This is a genomic window from Klebsiella sp. CN_Kp088 (assembly GCF_040064335.1).
Lineage (GTDB): Bacteria > Pseudomonadota > Gammaproteobacteria > Enterobacterales > Enterobacteriaceae > Klebsiella > Klebsiella aerogenes.
On the sequence record NZ_JBEAIQ010000022.1, the window covers coordinates 239,347 to 265,503 of the forward strand.

Annotated in this window: 23 protein-coding genes; 16 read left to right on the plus strand and 7 right to left on the minus strand. The window is 54.1% G+C overall.

The window, feature by feature from the left end; all coding sequences use genetic code 11:
• Positions 1-15 precede the first annotated feature (15 nt).
• From ABLV08_RS13180 to ABLV08_RS13190, 3 genes are all read right to left on the minus strand, one after another.
• Complete coding sequence (locus tag ABLV08_RS13180) at positions 16-816, minus strand: hypothetical protein (RefSeq protein WP_015703486.1); 801 nt, start codon at positions 814-816, stop codon at positions 16-18.
• A gap of 376 nt (positions 817-1,192) precedes the next feature.
• A complete protein-coding gene (locus ABLV08_RS13185; protein WP_015369680.1) occupies positions 1,193-2,575 on the minus strand; it encodes an aspartate aminotransferase family protein in 1,383 nt (460 codons plus the stop codon).
• Positions 2,572-4,080: an aldehyde dehydrogenase gene (locus tag ABLV08_RS13190; RefSeq protein WP_032715836.1), complete on the minus strand. Its 1,509-nt coding sequence runs from the start codon at positions 4,078-4,080 to the stop codon at positions 2,572-2,574. The genes ABLV08_RS13185 and ABLV08_RS13190 overlap by 4 nt, the downstream gene beginning before the upstream one ends.
• A gap of 631 nt (positions 4,081-4,711) precedes the next feature.
• Between ABLV08_RS13190 and ABLV08_RS13195 the strand changes: the two genes are divergently transcribed.
• The 5 genes from ABLV08_RS13195 to argE all read left to right on the plus strand — a co-directional run bounded on the left by ABLV08_RS13195 (position 4,712) and on the right by argE (position 9,493).
• Entirely contained in the window at positions 4,712-5,641 is a 930-nt protein-coding gene (locus ABLV08_RS13195; protein WP_015703484.1) for a LysR substrate-binding domain-containing protein, read from the plus strand.
• 310 nt (positions 5,642-5,951) lie between these two features.
• Complete coding sequence (locus ABLV08_RS13200) at positions 5,952-7,217, plus strand: NAD(P)/FAD-dependent oxidoreductase (protein WP_015703482.1); 1,266 nt, start codon at positions 5,952-5,954, stop codon at positions 7,215-7,217.
• Positions 7,218-7,245: 28 nt separating this feature from the next.
• Entirely contained in the window at positions 7,246-7,668 is a 423-nt protein-coding gene (locus ABLV08_RS13205; RefSeq protein ID WP_015369686.1) for a RidA family protein, read from the plus strand.
• 9 nt (positions 7,669-7,677) lie between these two features.
• Positions 7,678-8,352 carry a DUF1028 domain-containing protein gene (locus ABLV08_RS13210; protein WP_015703481.1) on the plus strand — a complete coding sequence of 225 codons (675 nt, stop codon included), beginning with the start codon at positions 7,678-7,680 and terminating at the stop codon, positions 8,350-8,352.
• Positions 8,345-9,493: an acetylornithine deacetylase gene (argE, locus tag ABLV08_RS13215; protein ID WP_045387306.1), complete on the plus strand. Its 1,149-nt coding sequence runs from the start codon at positions 8,345-8,347 to the stop codon at positions 9,491-9,493. Before ABLV08_RS13210 ends, argE begins: the two co-directional genes overlap by 8 nt.
• 41 nt (positions 9,494-9,534) lie before the next feature.
• Here the strand turns inward: argE and ABLV08_RS13220 are convergent, their stop codons facing one another.
• Positions 9,535-10,938, minus strand: a complete 1,404-nt coding sequence (locus ABLV08_RS13220) for a cytosine permease (RefSeq protein ID WP_015703479.1) — start codon at positions 10,936-10,938, stop codon at positions 9,535-9,537.
• 549 nt (positions 10,939-11,487) lie between these two features.
• Positions 11,488-12,090 carry a short chain dehydrogenase gene (locus ABLV08_RS13225; RefSeq protein ID WP_020077929.1) on the minus strand — a complete coding sequence of 201 codons (603 nt, stop codon included), beginning with the start codon at positions 12,088-12,090 and terminating at the stop codon, positions 11,488-11,490.
• Between the two features lie 98 nt (positions 12,091-12,188).
• On the opposite strand from ABLV08_RS13225, the gene ABLV08_RS13230 reads away from it, so the two are divergent.
• From ABLV08_RS13230 to ABLV08_RS13245, 4 genes are all read left to right on the plus strand, one after another.
• Positions 12,189-13,085, plus strand: a complete 897-nt coding sequence (locus ABLV08_RS13230) for a LysR family transcriptional regulator (protein WP_045387303.1) — start codon at positions 12,189-12,191, stop codon at positions 13,083-13,085.
• Between the two features lie 54 nt (positions 13,086-13,139).
• Complete coding sequence (gene lysM / locus ABLV08_RS13235) at positions 13,140-13,589, plus strand: peptidoglycan-binding protein LysM (RefSeq protein ID WP_015369692.1); 450 nt, start codon at positions 13,140-13,142, stop codon at positions 13,587-13,589.
• Between the two features lie 44 nt (positions 13,590-13,633).
• On the plus strand, positions 13,634-14,029 hold the full coding sequence (locus ABLV08_RS13240) for a YidB family protein (protein WP_047055085.1): 396 nt from the start codon (positions 13,634-13,636) through the stop codon (positions 14,027-14,029).
• 344 nt (positions 14,030-14,373) lie between these two features.
• Positions 14,374-15,783: a cytosine permease gene (locus ABLV08_RS13245; protein ID WP_015369695.1), complete on the plus strand. Its 1,410-nt coding sequence runs from the start codon at positions 14,374-14,376 to the stop codon at positions 15,781-15,783.
• A 1-nt stretch (position 15,784) separates the two neighbouring features.
• Here ABLV08_RS13245 and ABLV08_RS13250 read toward each other — a convergent pair whose 3' ends face one another.
• Entirely contained in the window at positions 15,785-16,639 is an 855-nt protein-coding gene (locus ABLV08_RS13250; protein WP_348855934.1) for an AraC family transcriptional regulator, read from the minus strand.
• A gap of 229 nt (positions 16,640-16,868) precedes the next feature.
• Here ABLV08_RS13250 and ABLV08_RS13255 point away from each other — a divergent pair, with 229 nt between their 5' ends.
• From ABLV08_RS13255 to ABLV08_RS13270, 4 genes are read left to right on the plus strand one after another with little or no spacing between them, the layout of a single operon-like run.
• A complete protein-coding gene (locus ABLV08_RS13255) occupies positions 16,869-18,707 on the plus strand; it encodes a DUF2264 domain-containing protein (protein ID WP_348855935.1) in 1,839 nt (612 codons plus the stop codon).
• Entirely contained in the window at positions 18,704-19,984 is a 1,281-nt protein-coding gene (locus tag ABLV08_RS13260; protein WP_348855936.1) for an oligosaccharide MFS transporter, read from the plus strand. Before ABLV08_RS13255 ends, ABLV08_RS13260 begins: the two co-directional genes overlap by 4 nt.
• A gap of 13 nt (positions 19,985-19,997) precedes the next feature.
• Positions 19,998-21,188 carry a glycoside hydrolase family 88 protein gene (locus ABLV08_RS13265; protein ID WP_348855937.1) on the plus strand — a complete coding sequence of 397 codons (1,191 nt, stop codon included), beginning with the start codon at positions 19,998-20,000 and terminating at the stop codon, positions 21,186-21,188.
• Positions 21,189-21,210: 22 nt separating this feature from the next.
• Positions 21,211-21,771, plus strand: coding sequence for a DJ-1/PfpI family protein (locus ABLV08_RS13270; RefSeq protein ID WP_348855938.1), 561 nt, complete (start codon positions 21,211-21,213; stop codon positions 21,769-21,771).
• A 56-nt stretch (positions 21,772-21,827) separates the two neighbouring features.
• On the opposite strand, the gene ABLV08_RS13275 is transcribed toward ABLV08_RS13270, so the two are convergent.
• A complete protein-coding gene (locus ABLV08_RS13275; protein WP_348855940.1) occupies positions 21,828-22,760 on the minus strand; it encodes an alpha/beta hydrolase in 933 nt (310 codons plus the stop codon).
• A 992-nt stretch (positions 22,761-23,752) separates the two neighbouring features.
• Between ABLV08_RS13275 and ABLV08_RS13280 the strand changes: the two genes are divergently transcribed.
• From ABLV08_RS13280 to ABLV08_RS13290, 3 genes are all read left to right on the plus strand, one after another.
• Positions 23,753-24,109 carry a hypothetical protein gene (locus ABLV08_RS13280; RefSeq protein ID WP_063421858.1) on the plus strand — a complete coding sequence of 119 codons (357 nt, stop codon included), beginning with the start codon at positions 23,753-23,755 and terminating at the stop codon, positions 24,107-24,109.
• Positions 24,110-24,139: 30 nt separating this feature from the next.
• Complete coding sequence (locus ABLV08_RS13285) at positions 24,140-24,598, plus strand: phage tail assembly chaperone (protein WP_045377642.1); 459 nt, start codon at positions 24,140-24,142, stop codon at positions 24,596-24,598.
• A gap of 299 nt (positions 24,599-24,897) precedes the next feature.
• The coding region (locus ABLV08_RS13290; protein ID WP_348855941.1) for a hypothetical protein at positions 24,898-26,157 on the plus strand (1,260 nt) is incomplete at its 3' end.

The window sequence follows — 26,157 nt, forward strand, 5'->3', positions numbered from 1 at the left end:
GCCCCGCTCACCGTCTTAAAGCTGATACTGCCAGGAGAACAGGAAGCGCTTTTCGGCTTCATCGAGATAGGTGTTGTTATCCTGCACGTAGGTCATAAATTTCACTGAGTTATGCTCGGTCAGGTTATATCCCACGCCGACCCCGGCGAAATAACCTTTATAGTTATCGCCATCGTCGTTTTTCGAGCCATACGATCCACCGGCGAAACCTAACAGGCGTAGATCGGCGCTCAAAGGTTTCAGAACAAAGGCGCCGAGATAACCGCTGCTGCCGGAGATATTCGTCGATTCAAAACCGTTTTCCGGCGACGGCATGCCGTTAAAACCCGACTGCGAACAGGCGCTATGTTGATCCTTATTACAGGCCATATGGTCGCCGGTATTATAGGTATAACCGGCCATCGGGAATATTTGAAAGCCTGCTGGTTCAAAGCCAAAATAACTGAGCGGCAGGAACGTACCGATAGAATAGTTGGTTTGTGAGGAGTCATCGGGATAAACATTTTTCCCAAAGTTAAAGTTAAAAATACCAATGGGAAATAGCCATGAACCGCCGACGCGCCATTCCGTGGCGTCGCTATTAATACGCACATTGAGTTTCCGCGCTTCGTCAAAGGCCAGCGAGCCGGAAAATGCGAGATTGCTGTCGTCCAGATCGTAGTTATCTGACCACGTCACGCCGACTTTGGTGGTCACTTTAGTCGGGTCATCCGCCGATTTCTCGGCGTTGGTTTTAACTTCCCCCGTCTGGGCAAAGAGCGCGCCTGGCAGCAGACCGATACACAGCGCACATACCGGGAGATATTTAATAAGCATAAAAAATTTACAATTAAAAAATAAAATACAACCAACTACTGTACACGACGATATTCATCGCTAATATCACCGATATATTTAATTTTGCATTTGCCTGTAAGGCGTTTTAATTATTTACGCTATACCCGTCATACTTCAAGTTGCATGTGCGTTGGCAATAACTCGGCCCATCCTTGGGCCTCGCCCTTACGGGCGCTGTAAACAGCGTTCAAATTCGTTCCTGACGAATTTGTCCTCGCGCACCCCAGTCACTTACTGGAGTAAGCTCCTGGGGATTCCCTGCGTCGCCGCCTTCCTGCAACTCGAATTATTTAGGGTATATAAAAAATTAACCCGCGCGCGGCGGGTTAATAATGTAATCGATATTAAATAGTATTTATAGCAGGCCAATCTCTTTCGCGGTGCGGTCCACGGCGCGTTTGGTTTTTTCAACCAGTTCATCGAGTTCGCTATGTCCAGCTATCAGCGCCGGCGCCATGATCATGCGCCCCAGCGTCGAGCGGATAATCACGCCTTCCTCAAAGCCGATGGTGCGACAGCGCCAGGCCAGTTCGTTCTCGTTGGCAAAGCGTTTGCGAGTGGCTTTATCTTCAGCAAACTGCAGGGCGGCCACCAGCCCGGCTCCCTGCACCTCGCCAATAAGCGGATGATTTTCAAACACTTCACGCAGCGTTTTTTGCAGATAGGGGCCGCTATCGGTGCGAACTCGGGTGACGTGGTTTTCATCGCGCAAGGCTTTCAGGTTGGCAATCGCCACCGCGGCCGCCACCGGGTGGCCGGAATAGGTCAGGCCGTGTGGGAAAACGCCGCCTTTTTCCACCAGCACGTCGGCCATGCGCTTGCTCAGCACCAGGCCGCCCATCGGTACGTAACCGGAGGTTAGCCCCTTGGCAATCGACAGCGTATCCGGTTCAAAGCCAAAGTACTGATGCGCAAACCATTCACCGGTACGGCCAAAGCCGCCAATCACCTCATCGGCGCACAGCAGCACGTCATATTGCCGGCAAATACGTTGGATCTCCGGCCAGTAGCTTTCCGGCGGGAAGATCATACCGCCCGCGCCCTGGAACGGCTCGGCGATAAAGCCGGCGACGTTTTCCGCGCCCAGCTCAAGGATTTTCTCTTCCAGTTGGCGGGCGCAGCGCAGGCCGAACTCCTGCGGCGTCAGGTCGCCGCCGTGCATAAACCAGTAGGGTTCATCGATATGGGCCACGTCCGGGATCACCCCGCCCATTTCATGCATGAACTTCATGCCGCCGAGCCCGCTTGCCGCCAGCGTGGAGCCGTGATAGCCGTTCCAGCGGCCAATCATCACCTTTTTCTCCGGCTTACCGAGGATCTGCCAGTAACGGCGAACGGTGCGAATCAGCACTTCATTCGATTCCGAACCGGAGTTGGTGTAGATAGCGTGGCTGTAGTGCGGCGGCAGTAGGCTGAACAGTAGCTCGGAAAGCTCAATCACCGCCGGGTGGGTCGTGTGGAAGAACATATTGTAATAGGGCAGTTTGGCAAACTGCGCCGCGGCGGCGTCCGCCAGATCCTGGCGGCTGTAGCCCAACTGGGTACACCACAGGCCGGACATTCCATCGAGGTATTTATTGCCGTCGTTGTCCCACAGGTAAAGTCCTTCGCCGCGTACCATGACGCGCGCCCCTTCGGCGTTCAGCGCTTTTTGATCCAGGAAGGCATGAATATGGTGAGCCGCATCTGAATGTTGGTAATCGGACGTCGAACGGTTCTGATTGCTTGGATTAGTCATTTCGTCTCTCCTGTCTGCTGAAACTGAAACCAGGTGGTTTTGAGGCTGGTGAATTTATCAAAGGCGTGCAGCGACAGATCGCGGCCAAAGCCCGACTGTTTGTTGCCGCCAAAGGGAACGGTGACGTCCAGCGCATCGACGGTATTTACCGAGATCGTTCCGGCGGTCAGCTGCGCGGCGACGCGATGGGCGCGGTGCAGATTGTCGGTCCACAGCGAGGCGGCCAGCGCATAGATATGGTTATTCGCCAGATGGACCGCCTCCTGCTCGCTATCGAAGGCGCAAACCGCCAGCACCGGGCCAAAAATTTCCTCTTTCCACAGCGCCATCTCTTCGTTCACGTCGGTCAGTAGCGTCGGCTGAACGTAGTTGGCGACGCCGTCTATTTCCACCGTACGGCCGCCGGTAAGCAGCGTTGCTCCCTCGTCTTGCGCGCGGCGGATAGCCGCCATCACTTTTTCGGCATGGGCGGCGCTGACCATAGCCCCCATGCGGCTTTGCGGTTCGAGCGGATGCGCCGGAGCCCAGGCCTGCATTTTTTCCTGTAGTTTGGCAATGAAGGCCGCGTAAATCGGGCGCTCAACCAACAGGCGGGAGTTTGCCGAGCAGACTTCGCCCTGATTAAAACAGATACCAAAAGCTGCTTTTTCAGCGGCCAGGTCGAGATCCTGGCAGTCGGCGAAGATGATATTGGCGCTCTTGCCGCCGCACTCCAGCCATACCTGTTTCAGGTTGGACTGGGCCGAATAGGCCATAAAGGCTTTGCCGACGGCGGTTGAGCCGGTGAAGGCGATGACATCGATATCGTGATGCAGTCCCAGCGCGCTTCCGGTTTCGGTTCCCAGTCCGGTCACCACGTTAAGCACGCCTGGCGGAATACCGGCCTCCAGCGCCAGTTCGCCCAGACGCAGGGCGCTAAACGGCGAGTTTTCCGAGGGCTTGAGGATTACGCTATTGCCGGCGGCTAGCGCCGGACCCAACTTCCAGGAGGCGAGGTCGAGCGGGAAGTTCCACGGTACGATGGCGGCAACCACGCCGATGGGCTGGCGGGTAATGGTCGCCAGCGCACCGGGCCTGGCGGGAGCCACTTCATCGTAGATTTTATCCACGCTTTCGGCATACCAGCTGAGGATGTGCGCGGCGCCGGGGACATCAATGTTCAGCGCATCGTTGACCGGTTTCCCCATGCTGACGCTCTCCAGCAGCGCCAGCTCTTCGCGATGCTGAAGGATCAGCGCCGAGAGGCGCAGCAGCGCGCGTTTACGCTCCTGCGGCGCCAGCCCCGACCAGACGCCGGAAGTAAACGCGCGGCGCGCGGAGGCGACGGCAATATCGATATCTTCTGTCTGCAGCGAGGTGACTTCCGCCAGCAGCGTATTGCTGGCTGGGTTAATGGCGGGACAGGTTTTACGGCTTTTCGCGACGTACGGTTGACCATCGATAATGGCGTGGCTGATAAAGCGCTGCTCCTGCAGCTTGCGCTGCCAAAAGTTTCTATCAGACATGAACCTTCTCCTTCGCATGTTGCGTAATTGTTATTTATTTGTTTCTTTGAGTTCATGATGCAGGAGGCCAATGCGGCGAGAAAGGACTAAAAATCTAGGCAACCTCTATAAAAATCGTTGTTAGCCAGGATTGGCTATTTTCTGTGATCCAAGGCGGGAGGTCGGGCGTTGTGATGGCGTTCAAAAATCGGGGAGGTGCAATTTTTCAATAGGCTGTAATGCAAAGAGTTTTTATTTGCGGTCAGTTTTCTACAACCCCGGAGCCTGCGTGCTTTTGGTGATATTAAATATTCTCAAATTAAGGCATTGAGAATATAAATACTAATTAAGGGGAAATGAATAACGGTGAAACGATCGAGTTCATCAGCCTGTTTTCATGAGCGGCAGCACGATTAATACGTTGTAATATAAGGTAGTTATATGCCTTGTTTTTTCTCATCCTGCTTATACTGGCCGAAGTACTATCCTCCGGCGCTCGCAATTTTTTCGCCAGATATCTGTTAATTTTCTGTAAAAATCTGATCGCTGTCGGATTGTTGATCTTTTTCACGGCAGAGGGTTGCAGGTCAGGGTATTCATCGTTTAAAGCTAATCAGCCTGCCTCCTTGATGATAAAAAAATAAGGTATCACATGCCCCATTTCACCCTGAAACAGCTCAAATACTTTGTTGCCGTCGTCGAGGCGGAAAGTATTGCTGAAGCCTCACGCCAGCTGCATATCGCGCAGCCGTCAATTTCCATCGCCGTGAAGACGCTGGAAGATATGTTTGAGCAGCAGTTTTTTATTCGCCACCACGCCCAGGGGGTATCAATGACCCCGAGTGGGCAGCGTTTTTATGAAAAAGCCAAAGAACTGCTGCGGCTCTCTTATCAATTTGAACAAAACTCGAAGGCCGATAATGAGCTGGTCTCCGGAATTATTTCCATCGGTTGTTTTGAGACCGCCGCGCCGCTGTATATGCCGTCATTGATGGCCGGGTTTAAGAAAATTTATCCCGAAATCACCATTAAAATTTACGACGGCGAGCAGCACGAGATTGCTCACGGTCTGCACCGCGGGCGTTTTGACCTGGCTTTTCTCTACGACCTCGAACTGGATACCTCGATTTATACCGAGAGCCTCAACGCGCCGCAGAAACCCTATGCGTTGTTACCGGCGGACCATCCACTGGCCCAGCGGCACGCCGTACGGCTGTCCGAGCTGAGCAATCTGCCAATGATCCTGTTGGATGTGGTGCCAAGCAAAAACTACTTCATCAGCATTTTCAAAGATAAGGGCTACAACCCGCAAGTGGCCTACAGTTCGCCGTCGATTGAGATGGTGCGCTGCATGGTCGGCCAGGGGCTGGGCTTCTCGGTGCTGGTGACGCGCCCGGTGAACGACATGACCTATGACGGCCAGCAGGTACGCTGTGTGGAGATTCAGGATGAAATGGCGAATTCCGCGCTGGTGATGGCGCACCTGCGCAGTAGTGAACCGACTAAACCCACCAAACTGTTTATGGAGTATTGCCGCAACGCGGTATTAAGCCCGCCGCAGCAAGAAGTGAAAGTCGCCTGAATGAGCAAATTTACCCGCGATTAGCGCGGGTAAATATATTCATGTAATATTTTCTGCGTTTTATTGCCTATAAAAAAACGAAGCTCTGACAATATTTTTATGAGCCTCGAAGTCATGGTTATTTTTCCTTTCAAAATCTCGTGCCTGAAAAATAAATACCGCGTATTCGCGTGGCGGAAATGGCCTGAAGGCAGGTAGAGACCGCTGCATCATTATTTTATTCTCAGGTACTAAATTTATAATAATTTACCTGTGTATAACGGTTTATTAACCTCGGTCATGAGCAGAACATCATCCGAAGGACACATATATGACCGTAGAAAAAATACAAATTGAGACGCTGGTTGTTGGCGGGGGGCAGGCCGGTATCGCCATGAGCGAGCACCTGAGTAAACAGGGTATTTCGCATCTGGTCGTGGAAAAGAATCGCATTGCCGAAGCCTGGCGTACCGGCCGCTGGGATTCGCTGGTGGCGAACGGCCCGGCGTGGCATGACCGTTTTCCGGGCATGGAGTTTAAAGGCGGCGACCCCGATGCCTTTATTGCCAAGGATGATGTTGCGCAATACTTTGTCGATTATGTGCGCGAGTTTAATCTTCCGGTGCGTACCGGCGTGGAAGTCAAAAGTGCGGTGCGTAACCACGGGCGTCCGGGGTTTACCATTGAAACCACCGACGGCGTGATTGAAGCGCTGAATATTGTCGCGGCGACCGGGCCGTTCCAGAAGCCGGTTATCCCGCCGATCGCCCCGCGCGACAGCGCCATCCATCAAATTCATTCGGCGAAATATTACAACCCGCAACAACTGCCGGAAGGCGCGGTGCTGGTGGTGGGCGCGGGCTCGTCCGGTGTGCAAATCGCCGATGAACTGCAGCGCGCGGGCCGCAAGGTTTATCTGTCGGTCGGCGCCCATGACCGCCCGCCGCGCGCCTATCGTAACCGGGATTTCTGCTGGTGGCTGGGGGTGTTAGGCCTGTGGGATGCCCCGGCCAGCGAACCCGGTAAAGAGCACGTTACCATCGCGGTTAGCGGCGCGCACGGCGGCCACACGGTTGATTTCCGTGAGCTGGCGCATCGCGGTATCACGCTGGTTGGTCTCACCGAATCCTTCGCTGGGGGCACCGTCTCCTTTAAAAATAATCTCGTCGAAAACATTCGCCTCGGCGATGAAAACTACCTGGCGCTGCTGGATGCCGCCGATGCTTACATCGCCGCCAATGGCCTGGATTTACCGGAAGAGCCCGCCGCACGGCAATTCTTAGCGGACCCGGACTGCATGACGTCGCCGATCCTGTCGCTCGATCTGGCGCAGGCGGGGATTAACACCATTATCTGGGCCACCGGCTATGCGGTGGACTACAGCTGGCTCAACGTCAACGCTTTCAACGAACAGGGCCGTCCTCAGCATCAGCGCGGCGTCTCCAGCGAACCGGGTGTCTACTTCCTCGGCCTGCCGTGGTTATCGCGCCGGGGATCAACCTTTATCTGGGGCGTCTGGCACGACGCGAAGCATATCGCCGACCATATCGCTACCCGCCGTAAATATAGCCAGTACAAAGACGCCAGCCAGCGTTAATCATGACTTACTGAACAGGATAACCATTATGCCGACCCATACTCGTATTCGGATGTTCAATACCAAAGAGACTTACCCTAATCAGACGCTGGACAATGATTTATGTCAGGCGGTGCGCGCCGGTAATACCGTCTACGTTCGCGGCCAGGTAGGGACGGATTTTGCCGGCAATCTGGTGGGCCTTGGCGACCCTAGAGCGCAGGCGGAACAGGCGATGAAAAACGTCAAACAGCTACTGGAAGAGGCGGGGAGCGATCTGTCACATATCGTCAAAACCACCACCTATATTATCGATCCGCGCTATCGCGAACCGGTCTATCAGGAGGTAGGTAAGTGGCTAAAAGGCGTGTTCCCGATCTCCACCGGGCTGGTAATTTCCGCGCTGGCGCAGCCGCAGTGGCTAATGGAAATTGATGTAATCGCCGTCATCCCTGATGACGCGGCGAAATAAGGAGGCAGAATGACATTTTCGATTGCCGCGCGCTGCCCGGAAAGCGGGCAGTTTGGTATCGCGATTAGCTCTTCAAGCATTGCCGTCGGCGCCCGCTGCCCGTGGCTGCAGGCGGGGGTAGGGGCGGTATCGAGCCAGAACATAACCTTACCGGCGCTGGGGCAACTCACTCTGGCGCAGATGGAGCAGGGGCTGACGGCGGAGAAAGCGATGCGTCGGGCGCTGGCGGAAGATGATTTTAGCCGCTATCGGCAGATTATCGCCATCGACGCCAGCGGCCAGACCGCGTGGTTCAGCGGCGATAAAACGCTGGGGACCTGGCATGTTGTGCAGGGCGATAACTGTATCGCCGGCGGTAATATGCTGGCATCTGAGGCTGTTATTGCCGCGATGGCGGCAACGTTTTCGCAAACCGAAGGCGAGCTGGCGACGCGGCTGGTTGCCGCGCTGCAGGCCGGTGTAGCAGAAGGCGGCGAGGCCGGGCCGGTCCATTCGGCGGCGGTGAAAGTGGTAGATGATTACTCCTGGCCGCTGGTGGATCTGCGCGTCGACTGGAGTGAAACGGACCCGATTGGCGAGCTGGCGGCGCTGTGGCAGGCCTATGAACCGCAAATGCAGGCTTACGTGACGCGCGCGCTCGACCCGCGGGAGGCTCCCAGTTACGGAGTACCCGGCGATGAATAGTCGATTACAGGATATTCTGGCGCGGCTGCTGGCGTTTGACACCACCAGCCGCGAATCGAACCTGGCGATGATCGACGATATTGCCGATTATCTCCACGGCTTCGCAATCGAAACGCAGCTTTTTTATGATGCGGAAGGGCGAAAAGCTAATCTCTATGCACGACTGGGCCCTGCGGGGCCCGGCGGCGTTATGCTCTCCGGCCACACCGACGTGGTGCCGGTTGACAGCCAGCCATGGACGGTTCCCCCTTTTGCCCTCACGCAACGCGATGGCCGCTGCTACGGCCGCGGTAGCGCCGATATGAAAGGCTTCCTCGCCTGCGTACTGGCCGCCATTCCTGATTTTCTCGCCCAACCGCTACGCATGCCGCTGCACCTGGCTTTTTCCTACGATGAAGAGGTGGGATGTCTTGGCGTACGCAGCCTGGTCGCCCATCTGCAGGCGTCGGCAGAGAAACCGGCGATGTGCATCATCGGCGAGCCGACGGAGATGCGCCCGGTCTATGGTCACAAGGGGAAGCTGGCGATGCGCTGCGATGTTCACGGCCACGCTTGCCACTCCGCTTACGCGCCTGATGGCGTGAATGCGATTGCCTGGGCGGCAAAACTGATTGGCCGCCTGGACGAGCTGGGCGAGCAGCTGGCGCTTCGCCAGGATACGCGTTTCGATCCTCCTTTCAGCACCCTGCAGGTGGGGATGATTAAGGGCGGCGCGGCGTTGAATATTGTACCGCAACACTGTCAGTTCGATTTTGAAATTCGCCATTTACCGGATGTATCGGTCGATGATGCGCTGGCCTCGCTGCAGGCGTATGCCGAAGGCGAGTTGCTGCCAAAAATGCGCGCGACGGCGGCGGAAGCGGCTATTACCTTTCAACCGCTCAGCCAGTATCCCGGCCTGTTGAGCGACCCACAGTCGGCGTTCGCCGGCTGGCTGGCGCAGTGGGCCGAATGTGAGGATTTTTCAACGGTCGCTTTTGGCACCGAAGGCGGATTGTTTGATGAGGCCGGCGTGGCCACGCTTGTTTGTGGTCCGGGAAGCATGGAGCAGGGGCATAAGGCGGATGAATTTGTTAGCGAGGCGCAGTTGGAAAAGTGCGCGCAGATGTTGAAAAACCTCTGCCGCTGGATGTCAGCTTAAACGCCGGCGCGCCGCAAAGGCGGCGCGCTTTCTTGTAGTCCTTAAACCTTCTCTTTTGCAAAAGCCATGCTTTTAACACTCTTCGCTTTCGAGAAATAATAATAGACCGGTGAGACCACCAATAAACCTATAATCCAGGAGAGATCCGCACCGCCGAAGGTGAGGGCGATTGGCCCGGTATAAATTGAGGTCGACATAAACGGCACTTCGACCAGAATACCGAGGATATAGCAGGATATTGCCGTTGCATTAAAGTATCCGTAAATACCGCCATCGCGTTTAAAGAAAGACTCAACGTGATATTCGCCGTGGGCCACTAAATAATAATCGACCAGATTAATCGCCGTCCACGGCACCAGCACATACAGCAGCACGGTAATAAAGTTGGTGTAGATTAGCAGGAAATTTTCCTGGCCATAGATGGCGAGGAATATCTCCAGCAGCATGGTCAAAATAGCGGTGATAATGCGTGCCCGCGCCATCGGCGACCAGCCGTCGATAAAGGTCTGGCCGAGCGTCAGGGTACAGAGTACGCCGCAGTACAGCATCATCGAATTGGTGGCGGCGATCCCCAGCGCCAGCACGATAATCACTATCGCCCCCATGCTGCCGGTCAGATCCATAATCCCTTGAATAATATCGTCATTACCGATACAAATCGCCACCAGTACCCCGAGCACCATCGGCAAATAGGAGCCGAGAATGCAGCCAAAATAGCTGGCGTAAAAGACGCTTTTATCGTTGGTGCTGTAGGGCATATAGCGGGAATAATCAGAGACATAGGGCGCATAGGCCAGTTGCCAGAGCGCGGCGATAGAGACGGCGCCGAGAAAACCGACGATGTTGAAGCCGCCGCGGTCGGCAAAATCGCCCGGCAGGCCATGGATGAAGACTATCCACACGAAGGTTGCCGCCAGTACGATACCGGAAATCCACGACATGATCCGCGCGTAGGAGTGGATGATCTTATAGCCAAAGATGGTGGCGAACAGGCTTAGCGCGCCAACCACGATAATCCCAATGTCCGAGTTCATCGGCTGATAAATCGCGTGCATCGACTGCCCGCCGAGCACCAGACTGGAGGCGGTAAAGCCGATATACATCAGTACGACAATCGAGACCACCAATACCGAACCATAGGAGCCAAATTGCCCTTTGGTCTGGACCATTTGCGGTACCCCGAGTTTTGGCCCCTGCGCCGAATGCAGCGCCATAAAGAGCCCGCCGACCAAGCTGCCGATAAATAGCGCAATCACTGACCATAAAAAGGAAAGGTGGAAAATCGTCACCGACATCGCGCCGGTGATGACCGTTAACAGCATAATGTTGGAGCCAAACCAAATGGTAAAAAGATCGCCTGGTTTGCCGTGGCGCATATTTAAGGGGATAGGTCTGATGGTATTACTTTCAAGATTCTCGACATTAACAGATTGATGTTTTGTCATGGTGCTCTCTCATTATTTTGGTCTTCATCAGCGTAAGAGTGATATTTCAATGAGGAGTACAGCTAATCTACTCATCACAACATTTCATTCACCATTTTTACAACTCCGTATCATTTGCGAAATGACAAAAAATATCGGTGCTGGATATAAAAAAACTGCTTTACCTGGCGCTGGAAAAACGCCGCATTTGTGCGTTGCGCGTTTTTTAGAGCTTTATGCTTCGTGCTTAATTTTTTACTGGCAAAGCAGCTGATGGTTTTTTATCGGGCAGATAAAACTCTGCCATATTGCGAGGGGATTAGAATGATGAACCGTAGAGAGAAATAACAATTCCCTGTTTTTATTGCGGTCTAATGAGATAGATGTTTGACCCCATAAAATAATGGGGAAATAAAATAATTAGCTGATACATCATGACATTAGAATTGTCGTATTGAGTAACCTAAAGTCACACAGATAATGTGGATAAGGGCGTTATGCGAGGCGCTTCACAATAACCAACAGATAATCAATATAAGGGCAGGAATGCGACATCCTGCCCGAAAATAATTAATAACCGACTTTATAAACCCGCCCGCTTTGGATCCCTTCGACGCTGCGGCGGTAGGCCTGCGCCACCGCTGCGGCCGGTACGCTGGAGAAACCGGGGAAAAAGCCGTCATAGGCTTCGACGGATTCACTGAGCACGGTGGGGCTTATCAGGTTAATGCGGATCCCGCGCGGTAATTCACAGGCGGCGGCGCGAACGAAGCCGGCCAGTCCGGCGTTAACGGTGGTGGCATTCACCCCTTGAGCGATGGGTTCATCGGCGACGATGCCGCTGATAAGGGTGATGGAACCGCCATCGTTGAGATAATGCTGGCCGGTGAGGGCGAGGCGAATCTGCCCCAGCAGTTTATCCTGCAATCCCTGGTCAAAATCACGGTCGGTCATTGTGCTTAAGGGGCCAAAGTACAAACTACCGGCTGCTGAGACAATGGCATCGACTGGACCAATTTTCTCGAACAGCGCCTGCACACTGTGCTGCGAGGTGATATCAACCTGCTCGTCGCCGTGGGTCCGGCCAACGCGGATAACCTCATGTTGGCGGCTCAGTTCTTCCGCAACCGCGCGGCCAACGGTACCGCTGGCGCCAATAACGATAATTTTCATCGCAAACTCCTCAGTGAAGTGAGCCTCTATTCTTTAATTAATCGATTGTCGGATAAACTGGCTAAAAGTTAGATGATTGCTAACCAGGGGTTTGTAATATGGACAAGCTGCGTGGAATGGAGACGTTTGTCGCGGTGGTGGAGTGCGGTAGCTTCACCGGCGCAGCGACTCGCCTTGAGATGTCGGCGGTGATGGTCGGCAAATATATCGCCTTACTTGAAGGCCAGCTCGGCACCCGCCTGTTGGAGCGAAATACCCGCCGGCAAAGCCTGACCGATGCCGGGCGAGTCTATTTTGACGAGGCCAGACGGGTACTGGAGCAGGTGGCGAATGCCGAGCGTTCGGTTGAGCGATTACGGCTGGCCCCTGCCGGTACGCTACGGGTGAGCGCGCCGGTTTCTTTCGGCGCCAGCATTATCGCGCCGCTGACCGCCTCCTTTCTGCAGGCCTGGCCAGAGGTACGCGTCGAGCTTGATTTGACGAACCGCATGGTGGACCTGGTGGATGAGGGAATCGATCTGGCGATTCGTATCGGCGATATCCAGCGTACCGATCTGGTGGCGAAGTATCTCGCCCCTTATCGTATGGCGATCTGCGCGGCGCCGGATTATCTGGCGCGCCACGGCACGCCGCAGACGCCCGCTGATTTAGCCGGGCATCAGTGTCTTTCGCATACGGTGTGGACCGCGCGCAACGAGTGGCGGCTGCCGGGCGCTGCGGAAGAGGTACGCTGGAAGCGCGATGCGGTGTTGCGCTGCAATGATGGCTACGCGCTGCGTATGGCGGCAGTGGCCGGCGCCGGGCTGTTATTGCAGCCGGAAGTGCTGCTGGCGGAAGATTTAGCCAATGGCCGACTGGTGCGTATTTTACAAAATTACACCCCGGAACCGAGGCCGATACACCTGCTGTGGCGCCAGGATCTGCGCCCGTTACCGAAACTTACCCGCTTCGTCGAACATTTGTTAAAGGAAGTGAACGGTATTTATAAGCTATGATTATCGTGTCTGATGAAAGCATTCATCGTGAAACAGTAATGGAGGTATGGATAGATGGGATTATTAAGTTTTGTGAAAGAAGCGGGCGAGAAGATCTGGGATGCCGTCTCCGGCTCCAGCAAGGAAGATCAGGCTGACAAGCTGAAAAAACATATTGATAGTCTTAACCTGCCTGGTGCCGAAAAGGTCAATATTGCCGTAGCGGACGATGGTACCGCGACGGTAACGGGCGACGTCGGCTCACAGGAAGATAAGGAAAAAATTCTGGTCGCGGTAGGTAACGTAACCGGGATTGGCCAGGTCAACGATAGCGTTACTGTGACGCAGAGCGGAGCGGAAAGTCGTTACTATACGGTTAAATCCGGTGATACCCTCAGCGCCATCTCGAAAGCGATGTATGGCTCCGCCAATGACTATCAGCGTATTTTTGAAGCCAATAAACCGATGCTGAAGCATCCCGATAAGATCTATCCGGGGCAGGTACTGATTATCCCGGCGAAGTAAGCCGTGAATCAGGGATCAATAGCAACGTTTTGATGGAGACTGTAATGGGATTATTAGATCAAATCGGCGGCGTGCTTGGCGGGCAGGCTGGCAAAACTGAACAACTTCAGGCGATCATGACCTGGATTGAACAGCAGGGCGGTATCCAGGGAATCCTGGAAAAATTCCGCAACGGCGGCTTAGGTGAAATCGTCGAGTCGTGGCTTAGTCAGCAGAGTAATATGTCGGTGAACAGCGATCAGATTACCTCGGTGTTCGGCTCGTCTGCGCTGCAGGATCTCGGCGCCAAACTGGGCGTTGATTCGCAAACCGCCTCATCGCTGATTGCGGAATACCTGCCAAAAATCGTCGATGGCCTGTCGCCGCAGGGCGAAGCGCCGGCCCAGGGCGACCTGGTCTCCGCAGGGCTTAATCTACTGAAAGGTAAGTTATTTAGTTAAACGCTTGCCGTTTGAGTTTTAACTTATCACATAATACGGGCCTGAATAACGGCCCGTATTTTATTATCCGCCATAAATTCACCGCCTCGCGATTATTTATTCTGTATTACTAATTGACAACTTACCGCTGCGTTGAAAATATCATTATTTAATCTTACCGTAACGGTTATGATAAATTTTTATGATATTTATCGGCGTCCTGCCGGGCTAATTAGTTTTTTTATTTTCTGTAGCCATAAACAAAGTAATTTACCCTTTCGCAAAATAATGCGCATTATCTCCAAAACATAAAAACACCTGCACATCACAACCATTATTAATGGTTCCTGACTTTGGAGAATGCTATGCCGACCAAAGAATCATCGCCGCCGCTTATTGAGAAGCACACCATTGGCTATATTCCGCCAGAAGATCGCCACGGTAAAACCCGCGATCTCTTTACCCTGTGGTTTGGCGGCAACATCGCGCCGCTGCCGATCGTTACAGGCGCCCTGGGGGTACAGATCTTTCATCTGAATCTGCTGTGGGGGATCGTTGCGATTTTAGTCGGCCATCTGGTTGGCGGGGCGCTGATGGCGCTGCACTCGGCACAGGGGCCGCAGATGGGGATCCCGCAGATGATCCAGAGCCGCGCGCAGTTTGGATCTTTTGGTTCGCTGCTGGTGGTGGCGATCGCCGGGGTGATGTACGTCGGTTTCTTTGCCTCGAACATCGTGCTGGCCGGGCAGTCGCTGCACGGCATCGCCCCTGCCGTCCCACTGCCGGTGGGGATCGTGATCGGCGCGGTGGGATCCTGCGTGATTGGCATTATCGGCTACCGATGTATTCACATTCTCAACCGAATCGGCACCTGGGTGCTGGGCATCGGCATTATGGTCGGCTTTGGCTACATCTTCACGCATCTGCATACCGCCGATTTCTTAACCCGCGGCGGCTTTTCCTTCTCGGGCTGGCTGGCCACCGTGTCGCTGGCGGCGTTGTGGCAGATCGCCTTCGCCCCGTATGTTTCTGATTATTCGCGCTACCTGCCGGCGGATGTGCCCGTCGCCGCGACGTTCTGGACCACCTATCTTGGCTCGACGCTCGGTTCCAGTCTGTCGTTTATTTTCGGCGCGGTAGCGGTGCTGGCGACGCCGGTGGGGCTGGAAACCATGGATGCGGTAAAGCTGGCGACCGGCGCGATCGGCCCGTTGATGCTGGTACTCTTCCTGCTGAGCGTCATCAGCCATAACGCGCTTAATCTTTATGGCGCGGTGATGTCGGTGATAACCCTGGTGCAAACCTTCCTGTGGCGCTGGATCCCCGGCAGCCGCAGCCGGGCGCTGCTGTCGGTTATCGTGCTTATTTGCTGTGTGGTGGCGGCGATCTTCGCCTCGGCGGACTTTATCAGCCACTTTATCGATCTCGTTCTGGCTCTGCTGGTGGTGCTGGTGCCGTGGACCGCGATTAACCTGATCGACTTCTACGCCATTCACAAGGGCAACTACGATATTAACTCGATATTTCAGGTGGATGGCGGCATCTATGGCCGTTACAACCCGCACGCGCTGCTGGCCTACGCCATCGGCATCCTGGTGCAGATCCCGTTTATGAATACCCCGCTATACGTTGGCCCGGTCTCGGCGTGGTTTAACGGCGCCGATCTCTCCTGGCTGGTCGGCCTGCTGGTGACCTCGCCGCTGTACTATTGGCTGGCAAGCCGCGATAGCGCCTGGCGTCGCCGTCAGGTTGGCCTCAAGCAGGCGATGGATTAAGTTATAAAGTGGAGCGCCGCTGGCTGGCCTTACGGTACTGCAGCGGCGTCTGGCGCATCATCTTTTTAAAACAGGTAATGAAGTAGGTCACCTCGCCAAATCCCACCGCCAATGCGATGGCATCAATGCTCTCATCGCTATTACGTAGCAGATCGCAACTGCGTTTTATTCGCCGGGTGAGCAAATATTCATGGATATTGCCGCCGGTCTGCTGACGAAAAACCCGCGAGGTATAGCTGCGTGAAAGTCCGAGGTCGCAAGCCAGCTGATCGAGAGAAAACTTGCTGGCATAGTGGGCTTCGATCCAGTTCATAATCCGCGAGGCGACGGTCTGCTGGCGCGGCGGGTAGCGTTGCGGCTGCTCGGGTAGAAACGTCATTAGTTGCATCATCAAAAACGCCACCTCGCAGGCGGTGGTCTGCTCGTTATCCTCCAGACGCTGAAACTGTTCAAGGATCCTTTCGATAAATGCCGCGTGCTCGCTGAGGTCGTAAATTTGCGCCGGCAGATTGCTGGCGGCCAGCGCCACGAACTGGGCCTGATGGCGCGGGAAAGCGCTGAGCGCGCTCTCGACGACCGACTGCTCAATGTGCATGGTGGTGCGGTGATAAGGATTTTTATCGCTATGATCGACCTGCACTTTGTGCAAACGGAAGGGCGGAAAGATAAATAATCGCCCCGGACGGGCGGTGTAGTGCTGGTTATCCACCACCACGATGCCGTAGCCGCTGGATATATAAAGCAATTCAACGCATTGATGCCAGTGGTAGTAAAGCACGCTGGTGGTATACATGCGATTAAACGAAATGGCCTGCCGATCGAGCGTAATACGTTCCAGCAGTTGCGCTTCGCCCATTTTGCCTCCAGGACAACAGATTTAAATTTTTACGCCATCATTTGCAATTTATCCTCCGTGCAGCCGACAAAATCCAGCAAAAATGAAATGGCGGTTTAATTTTGTGAGTCCGCTCACTCAGCGCCGGGAATAAAAGCGGTTACTCTTCATCCAGACGTCGCACACGTGGCTTGATAAAAGCCTAATAACAATAACTTACCTCTATCCTCGTGTTATACGGGAGGACTCTGTGCAACCTGAAAACATTCATCTGGATAACCCACTGACAAGCCGGGAAGAGGTGCTACGGCTGGTCAATGAAATGTTGAACGCGGTGGCGCCTTATTTTAAAAACGACGCCAGCCGCATTGATTTAGCGAACTTCACCGCTCACTACGGCCAGCAGGTCGCGAGCATGGAAACCTTTTCCCGGCTACTGTGGGGCGTGACGCCGCTGTTGGCTGGCGGCAGCGAGCCGCAGCATTTCTCTTTCTATTTACAGGCGATAAAAAACGGCACCAATCCGCAGCATGCCGATTACTGGGGCGAAGTCGCGCCTTACGATCAACGCATTGTCGAGATGGCGGCTTACGGATTATTGCTGGCGCTGGCGGGCGAAACCGTACTGGCGCACTTCACTGCTGCGGAAAAAGAGAACTTATGGCGCTGGTTAAAGCAGTGCGAGACCCAGGATATCCCGGATAATAACTGGCACTTCTTTCCGATTCTGGTGCAGGTTGGCTTTCATTATTGCGGTATGCCGACCAATCCGCAGGCGCGGGAAGATCATTTCGCCGCCATGGAACGTTACTACCTCGGCGATGGCTGGTACTCGGATGGTCCGGGCCGCCCGCGCGACTATTACATTTCGATGGGCTTCCATTTCTATGGCCTGATTTACGCGAAGCTGATGGCTGATGTCGATCCGCAGCGCTGTGCGGAACTGCGTCAGCGGGCCGCGCGTTTCTCCTCTGACTTCATCCATTTCTTTGCCGATGACGGCGCGGCGATACCGTTCGGCCGTAGTCTGACCTATCGCTTTGCCGAAGCGGCGTTCTGGAGCACGGCGGCCTTCGCCGGGCTGGAAGTCTTTTCGCCGGGCGTGATGAAAGGCATCGTGTTGCGCCACCTGCGCTGGTGGCTGAAGCAGCCGATGTTCGACCGCGACGGCGTACTGAGCGTCGGCTACAGCTACCCGAACCTGGCGATGGCGGAAGATTACAACGCACCGGGTTCACCGTACTGGGGGCTGAAAACCATGCTGGTACTGGCGTTAGGCGAGGGCGACGCCTTCTGGCAGGCGGCTGAGTTGCCGCTGCCGCCGCTGCCCGCGCAGCACACAATAGCCCATGCGGATCAGGTGCTGGTACATCAGGCCGATCACCTGTGGATGCTAACTTCCGGCCAGCTGGAGCTGAACAACTTCGTTAATACCGAAGCGAAATACTGCAAATTTGCCTACTCCACCCGCTTTGGTTTCACCATTGAGCGGGGGCGCTACGGGTTGAACCATGCCGCCCCCGATTCGATGCTGCTGCTGGCCGAAAAGGATAATTACTGGCGCGGCCGCCGCGAATGCCAGCAGGTGGTCACCGCTGATGGCACCATTTACAGCCGCTGGCTGCCATGGCGTGACGTGGTGATTGATAGCTGGCTACTGGCGCTGGGCGACTGGCAGCTGCGCGTCCATCGCATAACTACCCACCGCGCGCTGGATTGCGCGGAAGGCGGCTTTAGCCTGGCGAACCGTCCGCAGGCGCAGGCGCAGGAGCGTGACGGCGCCTGCTGCTTACGCAACGCCCGCGATATCTCGGCAATTTTCTGTTTACATCCGCACGCCCGCCGTGGCGAGACGGTACTGACGCCGCCGAACAGCAATCTGTTGTTCGCCGAACGTGCGGCGGTGCCGGTGCTGCGCGGCGAGCTTGATGCGGGGACGCATTGCCTGGTAAGCGCGGTATGGGCGGGGAATGCCGCTGACTTCGAACCGCAACACTGCCCACAGGCCTTCATTAGCGATGACGCGGTACGCTTCGTGACGGCACGACAAGAAACGACGCTCGTTCTGGCCCCGGAGGCATCGCTATGAGCACATCATCGTCCGTACGCGCCGCGCAGTACAAAATGAGTACCTTTATTTTTCTCTACTTTTTCACCTGGTCATCCAGCTTTGGCCTGTACGCGCTGTGGCTGAGCCAGAAGGTAGGTCTCGATAGCATTACCATCGGCAGCGTGTTCGCCATTAATGGCGTTTTCGCGGTGGTCCTGAAACCGGTGTACGGCTACATCATGGACAAAATCGGCATGAGTAAGTGGCTGCTCTATTTTGTCTGCGCCATTTCCGCGCTGATGGCGCCGTTCTTCGCGCTGGTGTACCAGCCGCTGCTGCAAAGCCACGCGACGCTGGGGATTATCATCGGCGCGCTGTATTTGAGCCTTGGCTGGTACGCCGGGGTGGCGGCTTCCGAATCTTATGCCGACCGCTTTAGCCGTCTGTACGGGCTGGAGTTTGGCCGTATCAGAATGTGGGGTTCGCTGGGCTGGGCGATGGCGGCTTCGGTCTCCGGACTGCTGTTTAACTTCACGCCGCTGGCTAACTTTTTGCTCAGCAGCGGCACCTCGGTACTGATGCTGCTGGTGCTGATTAGCCTTAAAATCGGTGATGAACAGCTGCGCAATAACAACGTCATTTCCGCGAATAAGATCGTCTTTGCCGATGTGTTGATGCTGCTGAAAAATCGCAAATTCTGGATGTTCAGCCTCTACGTCGCCGGAGTCGCGTGGATGATGTTCATTGCCGAGCAGCAGTTCCCGCGCTATTTCGTCTCGTTCTTTGCCACCAAAGAGCAGGGCAACGCCTGGTACGGCTATCTCAGTACCGTCCAGTCGGGGATGGAGTTCGTGATGATGATGTTTATCCCGTGGCTGGTGAACCATTATGGCGCCAAGCGCGGCCTGCTGTTCTGCGGCTGCGTGGTGGGGGCGCGGCTGATTGCCTCCGGCTTGACCAACGACCCGATGGTCATCTCCATTATCAAACCGTTTTACGGCGTTGAGATCGCGCTGCTGCTGATTTCAGTTTTCAAATACATCGCCGAACACTTCCATCGTCGGGTTAACGCCACGATGTACCTGCTGGGTTACCAGGCAATGATTTACGTCGGATCGATTGTGGTCGCGCCGCCGGCGGGTTACCTGTACGACAAAATCGGCTTTGAGCATACCTATCTGCTGATGGGCTGCTGCGCCCTGACGTTTACGCTGATTTCCGCTTTTACGCTATCGCGCTGCCAGTCGAAGCGCGATGCCTCACGACCCTTTACTCCGGCTTTAGATACCGCCTCGGTTGAACCGGCCAAACATTAATTCAGGAGTTGTTATGACCAAATCTGTTATCACCGAAGCGCTGCGGCCGATAGAACTGCATCAGGTCGACCGCCTGGCGTTGAGCCAGAAGCTGGAAGACGCGCTGGCTCGCGTGACGCGCAAGCTGGACAAAAATATCGTTGCCTTCGGCGATAAGTTCCCCGGCGAAGCTTGTGAAAACGGCATCTGGCCGCGTACCGATAACGTAGAGTGGACCACCAGTTTTTGGCCGGGCCAGCTGTGGCTGGCGTGGGAGATGACCGGTAAAGCGTACTACCGCGAAGCCGCCGAGCGCTATTTACCGTCTTTCGCCCGGCGTATTGAGCAGCGTATCGACACCGCGACCCACGACCTCGGCTTCCTTTATTCGCTCTCCTGCATCAGCGCCTGGCGGCTCACCGGCAATGAAGCTGCTCGCCAGTCGGCGCTGCTGGCTGCCGAGCGCCTGATGGAGCGTTTTAACCCGACGGCCAAAATTATCCAGGCGTGGGGCGACTTAAACGATCCGGAGCAGCAGGGGCGAATGATCATCGACTGCAATATGAACCTGCCGCTGCTGTACTGGGCCAGCGAGCAGACCGGCGACCCGCGCTACGCGCAGGCGGCAACGGCGCACGCCGGGCAGGCGGCAAACTATATCGTGCGTGAAGACGCTTCGACTTATCACACCTACTATATGGATGTGCAGACCGGCGAGCCGCGCTTTGGTAACACTCATCAGGGCTACAGCGATACTTCATGCTGGTCGCGCGGCCAGGCGTGGGGCATTTACGGTTTCCTGCTGAGCTATCAGCACACCGGCGATAAGCAGATGGTTGAGCTGTCGCGCAGCCTGGCGCACTACTTCCTCAACCGCCTGCCGGAAGATGATGTTTGCCATTGGGATCTGGCGCTGCTCGGCACCGATGCCGTGCGCGACAGTTCGGCAGCGGCGATTGCCGCCTGCGGCCTGCTGGAGCTGGTTAAGGCGTTGCCAACGCTCGACGCCAATCGCGCGTATTACGAAGAGATGGCGCTGCGCATTGCGCTGTCGCTGACCGATAACTACCTGGCCCACGACGATGACCTTACCGAAGGGCTGCTGCAACACTCGGTTTATCACATGGGTAGCGGCAAGGGCGTCGATCAATGCTGTAGCTGGGGGGACTATTTCTATCTTGAGCTGCTGGCGCGGCTGCGACAGATTTGGTACCCGTACTGGTAACCCTCAAGGAATGGAGAGCAAGATGAAAAGCGTAGCCGTGTTATTAGCCCCCGGGTTTGAAGAGGGGGAAGCGATAGTCACTATCGATATCCTGCGCCGCCTGAATATTGCGGTGCAGACGATTGCCTGCGGCGAGAGTCGCGAGGTGGTGAGCTACCACGCTATCCCGATAATAGCGGATAGCACCCTGAAGGCCAGCTTCGACCAAACCTTTGATGCCGTGGTGTTGCCGGGAGGCCCGGAAGGCAGTGTTAATCTGGCGAAAAGCACGGAGGTCATTGCCTTCGTTCGCCGCCACGATGAAGCGGGTAAATATATCTGCCCGATTTGCTCCGCCGCCGCCCGCGTGCTGGGCGGCAATGGGCTGCTGAAGGGGCGTCGCTATGTCTGTTCCGGCGATCTTTGGCAGCAGGTGAGCGATGGCGTGTACGTGGACGCCGACGTTGTGGAAGACGGCAATCTGCTCAGCGGCCGGGGGCTGGGCAAGGTATTTGATTTTGCTTTCACCCTGGCGGCGCGGTTACAGGGCGATGAAGCGCCGGCGCGCGAACAGGCGGAACATATTTATTATCCGTGGTACTAGCCGCACGATATGCCGATGAAGGTTTCACTGCCCGTGTCATGCGGGCAGTGACTGGATTAGTGGCAGCCTTGTTTGCGTTCAGCCTTTTCGCGACTGATATCTAACAGCGCGCTGCGAAAGGAGGCATTAAACATCGGTCCATGCCCCTGGCCCGGGAAATCCCAAACAGCGGCATCCACGCCTTTCTCTTTTAGCGTAGTCATCGCGGTATTCACTTTAGTTAGCACGTGATTAGCGTTCGAATCCCGCTTATCGTCCGGCGTCGCTGACCCTTCCATGATCACCAGTTTTTTGGCGCAGTATGACGCAGGTGTAACTGCAGTGATGTGGTTCAGCAGAGAAAAGTTGTCCCGGCCAAGCGATGGGCTGGCGCTGTAATACGACTGGAAGTAAGCAGACGACAGCCAGGAGTCAAGCACGAACAGGCCGCCGTAGGAGTGGCCCCACAAGGCGCGGCGCTGTGGGTTAATATGCAGTCCTTGTTCCGCAATAACAGCGATACGCGTTTCCAGCAATTGACGGAAATCCTCACTGCCGCCGCTTTTGCGGCCAGCATAGGTTTCATTATTCTTTCTGACTGCCGGCGTATAGTCGTAGGTCCGGCCGTTTAAATCGAAAGGCAGGTTGGTCTGATAACCGACTGCGACGATCAGCGGCGGCGATTGCTCTGCCAACTGCTTGAATAGCTCATCAGACAGACGGTCCATTACCGCATTACCGTCAAGCATATATAGCACGGGATAGCCCGTTGGTGGCGCGGCTTTGTTCGGCACTGCCGTCCACACTCGATAGTGGCGGGCGCCGTCGGCGGAATCGAACTGATTGACGCTGAAGTGGTAAAACGCTGAACCCTTATCGGCGATATTCGGCCCCAGCGGTTGCATATCCGGCCTGGCAAAACCTTGCGCGCTGTAGATAAGGGGAAGGCAAGAAAAAATGGTAAAAAGCGTCCTGCGCGGGCGCGTGGGGCGAGACTCGCGGGCATACATCTGATAATTTTTCCTTTTCCGCAGGTGAATTTAATTTTTTGGCAAGCACATACCGTTGCCCAAAGCGCGCTATTGGCCCGGCCGTCTTCCCCAGGAAGAGGTTGGTCAGCGAGCCTGGCGATGTCCCATACCGTTTCAGGTATACCGTGCCAGATAAACCATTAGTGCAAACAGCAATAAGAATAATTACCAATATCATTTGAAGATTGCAATGATTAGTAAGAATCGAATGGAGGTGGGAAGACGTATAGGACAAATCTCAGCTATAGGGTGTGGCGGGATGTCAGAAAGGAGCAGTGCACGGCCGGAAAGTAAGGATAAAAAGGGAATGAGCGAGGAGAGGATTGGTGAAAGATATGGTCCGATGCCTGCAATCAGTCACGCTATGCGACGCGCTCTGTTTGTGAGTGACTGTTTATCATTATTAAAGGTTGATATGTAAATATATAGATGTAAAACGTTCTGGATTAATGTTGTCGCGGTAGAGATATTTACTATCATGGTTCTTTTAATAATAAATTTCCATCCCCCCTTAAACTAGGGTTTATTATTATTTGCCATAAACTTCCAGGTGTTTTTTTTGGTAAATATAGTTGTATATGGATTTTTATAAAGCATATTAATGCGGCAGGTTTTCAGGCAGGAGAGCGATTTACGATGAGGGAAATATTACAACCTTCCACTGGGAAGTGAGGGAATGTCATAAGATAATGTGTCCATGGAACCCCCTGTCTTCGGTAAAGATGATAAGAGGAGCTTACGCTTTACGTGGATTTTAATTGTTTTTCTTCTTTGTAATGATTGAATCATACACTCGCCATAATGACGCTATCAACATCTCAGACACCCGGATGTCTTTTGTCTGCAGGAAACCCCTCAACGGTGTCCATGTGCATTAGAGAATTGTCGTAAGCCTTTCATACTACAGGTATAACCGGAGCCACTTCTGGTTAACGTTTTTCTGGGGCGCTCTCTGGCTGGTGAGCAGGCAGATGACCAGATCGGCGTCCAAAAATGCCGTTTTTTTTACTTCTCAATTCTATATTAAGTTGATATTTATCAATGAGTTAGTGCGTTTTGATAAGATAAGTAAAGATAACTTTAGAGGTGGGGTGGATGTTGATAAGAATAATGAAGCTAACTTCATTTTAAATTACGCGCAAAGCTTACTATCTTGGCATTTAATTCAATCTATTACTTTCTTTACTCTCAAGAGGAAAGAGGTTGTAGACGCTGGTGGTTTATTCATCGGCGCAGTGATAACGCGTTTTGAGTCGGTAGTAACATTCCCGGGTACGGGGATAAACACATTGTTTTTTTCGGAGGAAGAGAGGGCGGTCTTCTCCTGAAACATTATTCATCCCGCCAGAGAAAACATTATGGAAACTAAAGAGTTTGTTTTGAACGAAAAAAAATTCATGTTGGTAAAGTTACAAGCGTGGAATCGCCTGATGTTTGTTGCGGATTTACAGAAAGATATTCTTACACCGCTTCTGGATAACTTGGGTGAAAAATCTCTTGAGGGTGTTTTTTCAGCTGTATCCGAACAGGGTACTAAGCCAGATGTGATGAAGCTATTAAAGTCACTCTCGGGTGTTATTGATAGTCGTAATTTAGAAAAATGGGTAAAAAGAGTACTCTCTGAGGGAATGATTGTTTCTATCAAAGATGATGAACAAAAAGTAAAACTATCTTTTCACGAACTCACAAAACTATTCTCGGCTCCGCAAGATATTATCATGCTGATGAAGGAAGCCATTGTATTTAATCTCGATGGTATTCTCGACATTATTAAAGGTATGGGAGGGAAAAAGGCTGATACACCGCAAATAAGCTAAAGAGGAGCTAAGGAGAGTAGCTCTTCAAACTATAAGGAAACACATTGAATCAGAAATGGAATAGGGACGTTCCTGGGTGAATTTGAACATATCACCATGTGTTTTCTTTTATTTTAATAAATATGGACTGAATTTATATGAATGGAACAATAGATTTTTTCTCGCCAACAGGCGAAAAACTCGCGAGTACGGCAGAAATGACTGGGGCTGCCCCGGTTGAAAGTGGAGCGATCCGCTTACCTGTATCTGCGAGAGATGTCACGGGCGTACAAAAGGATAAAAATGCCCTTAATATCTTAATGAAAGATAATCAAAAAATCGTCATCAAAGATTTTTTTGGCGACACCAAAAAGAAGCTGGTTTTTGACGACGGTAAGGAGATTTTTGAGGCTGATTATCTCGACAAAGAACAATTCAACGGTCTGCAATTTAAACCATTACAGAGCTTTGAAGAGGTGTTTGCCGGGGCTGAAACCGCCGCGAACGATAACGATGTTTATGTATGGGTCGTGCCATTAATCGCTGCAGTGGCAATCGGCGGTCTCGCCATTGCTGCCGTAAATGATAACGACGGTGGCAGTGATAATAGCGGAGATCGGTCCAAAGCCAAACTCAAGGAAGCAAAAGAGGGCGCCAATCAGGCGATCGACAACATGGCGTACCTGAGCGGCGAACAGAAAGAAGCCGCTCACCAGGCCGTTGAAAATGCGACCACTGTAGATGAGGTGGAGAAAGCGCTGTCCGACGCCACGGCGAAAAACCTTGAAGAAGCCAAAGCCGATGCCAATCAGGCGATCGACGGCATGACGCACCTGAGCGACGAGCAGAGAGGGGCGGCTCAACAGGCGGTGAACGTTGCGACCGGCGTTGTGGGCGTAGAGGAAGCGCTTGCCGAAGCGGTGGCGAAAAACCTTGAGGAAGGCAAAGCCGACGCCAGTGAGGCAATCAACGCCATGGCGTACCTGAGCGATGAACAGAAGGCTGAAGCTCAGAAAGCCATTGATAATGCGACCACCGTAGACGAGGTGCAGAAAGCGCTGGCCGATGCCGTGGCGAAAAACCTCGAGGAAGGCAAAGCCGACGCCAACGAGGCGATCGACAACATGGCGTACCTGAGCAACGAGCAGAAGGTCGATGCGCACAAAGCGATCAACGATGCGACTGACATTGCGAAGGTGGAGAAAACCGAGGCCGATGCCGCGGTAACAAACCTTGAGGCAGGCAAAGCCGACGCCACCAAGGCGATCGACGACATGGCCTACCTGAGCAACGAGCAGAAAGCCGAGGCGCAGCAGGCGGTGAACGACGCGACCGACATTGCGGGCGTGGAAAAAGCGATGGCCGATACCGCGGCGAAAAACCTTGAGGAAGGCAAAGCCGACGCCTATCAGGCGATAGACGATATGGCCTATCTGAGCGATGAGCAGAAAGAAGCGGCCCGCCAGGCGGTGAAAGACGCGACGGATCCGGCAGGTGTGGAGAAAGCGCTGGCTGATGCCGTGGCGACAAACCTTGAGGAAGGCAAAGCCGACGCTCACCAGGCGATCGACGACATGAGC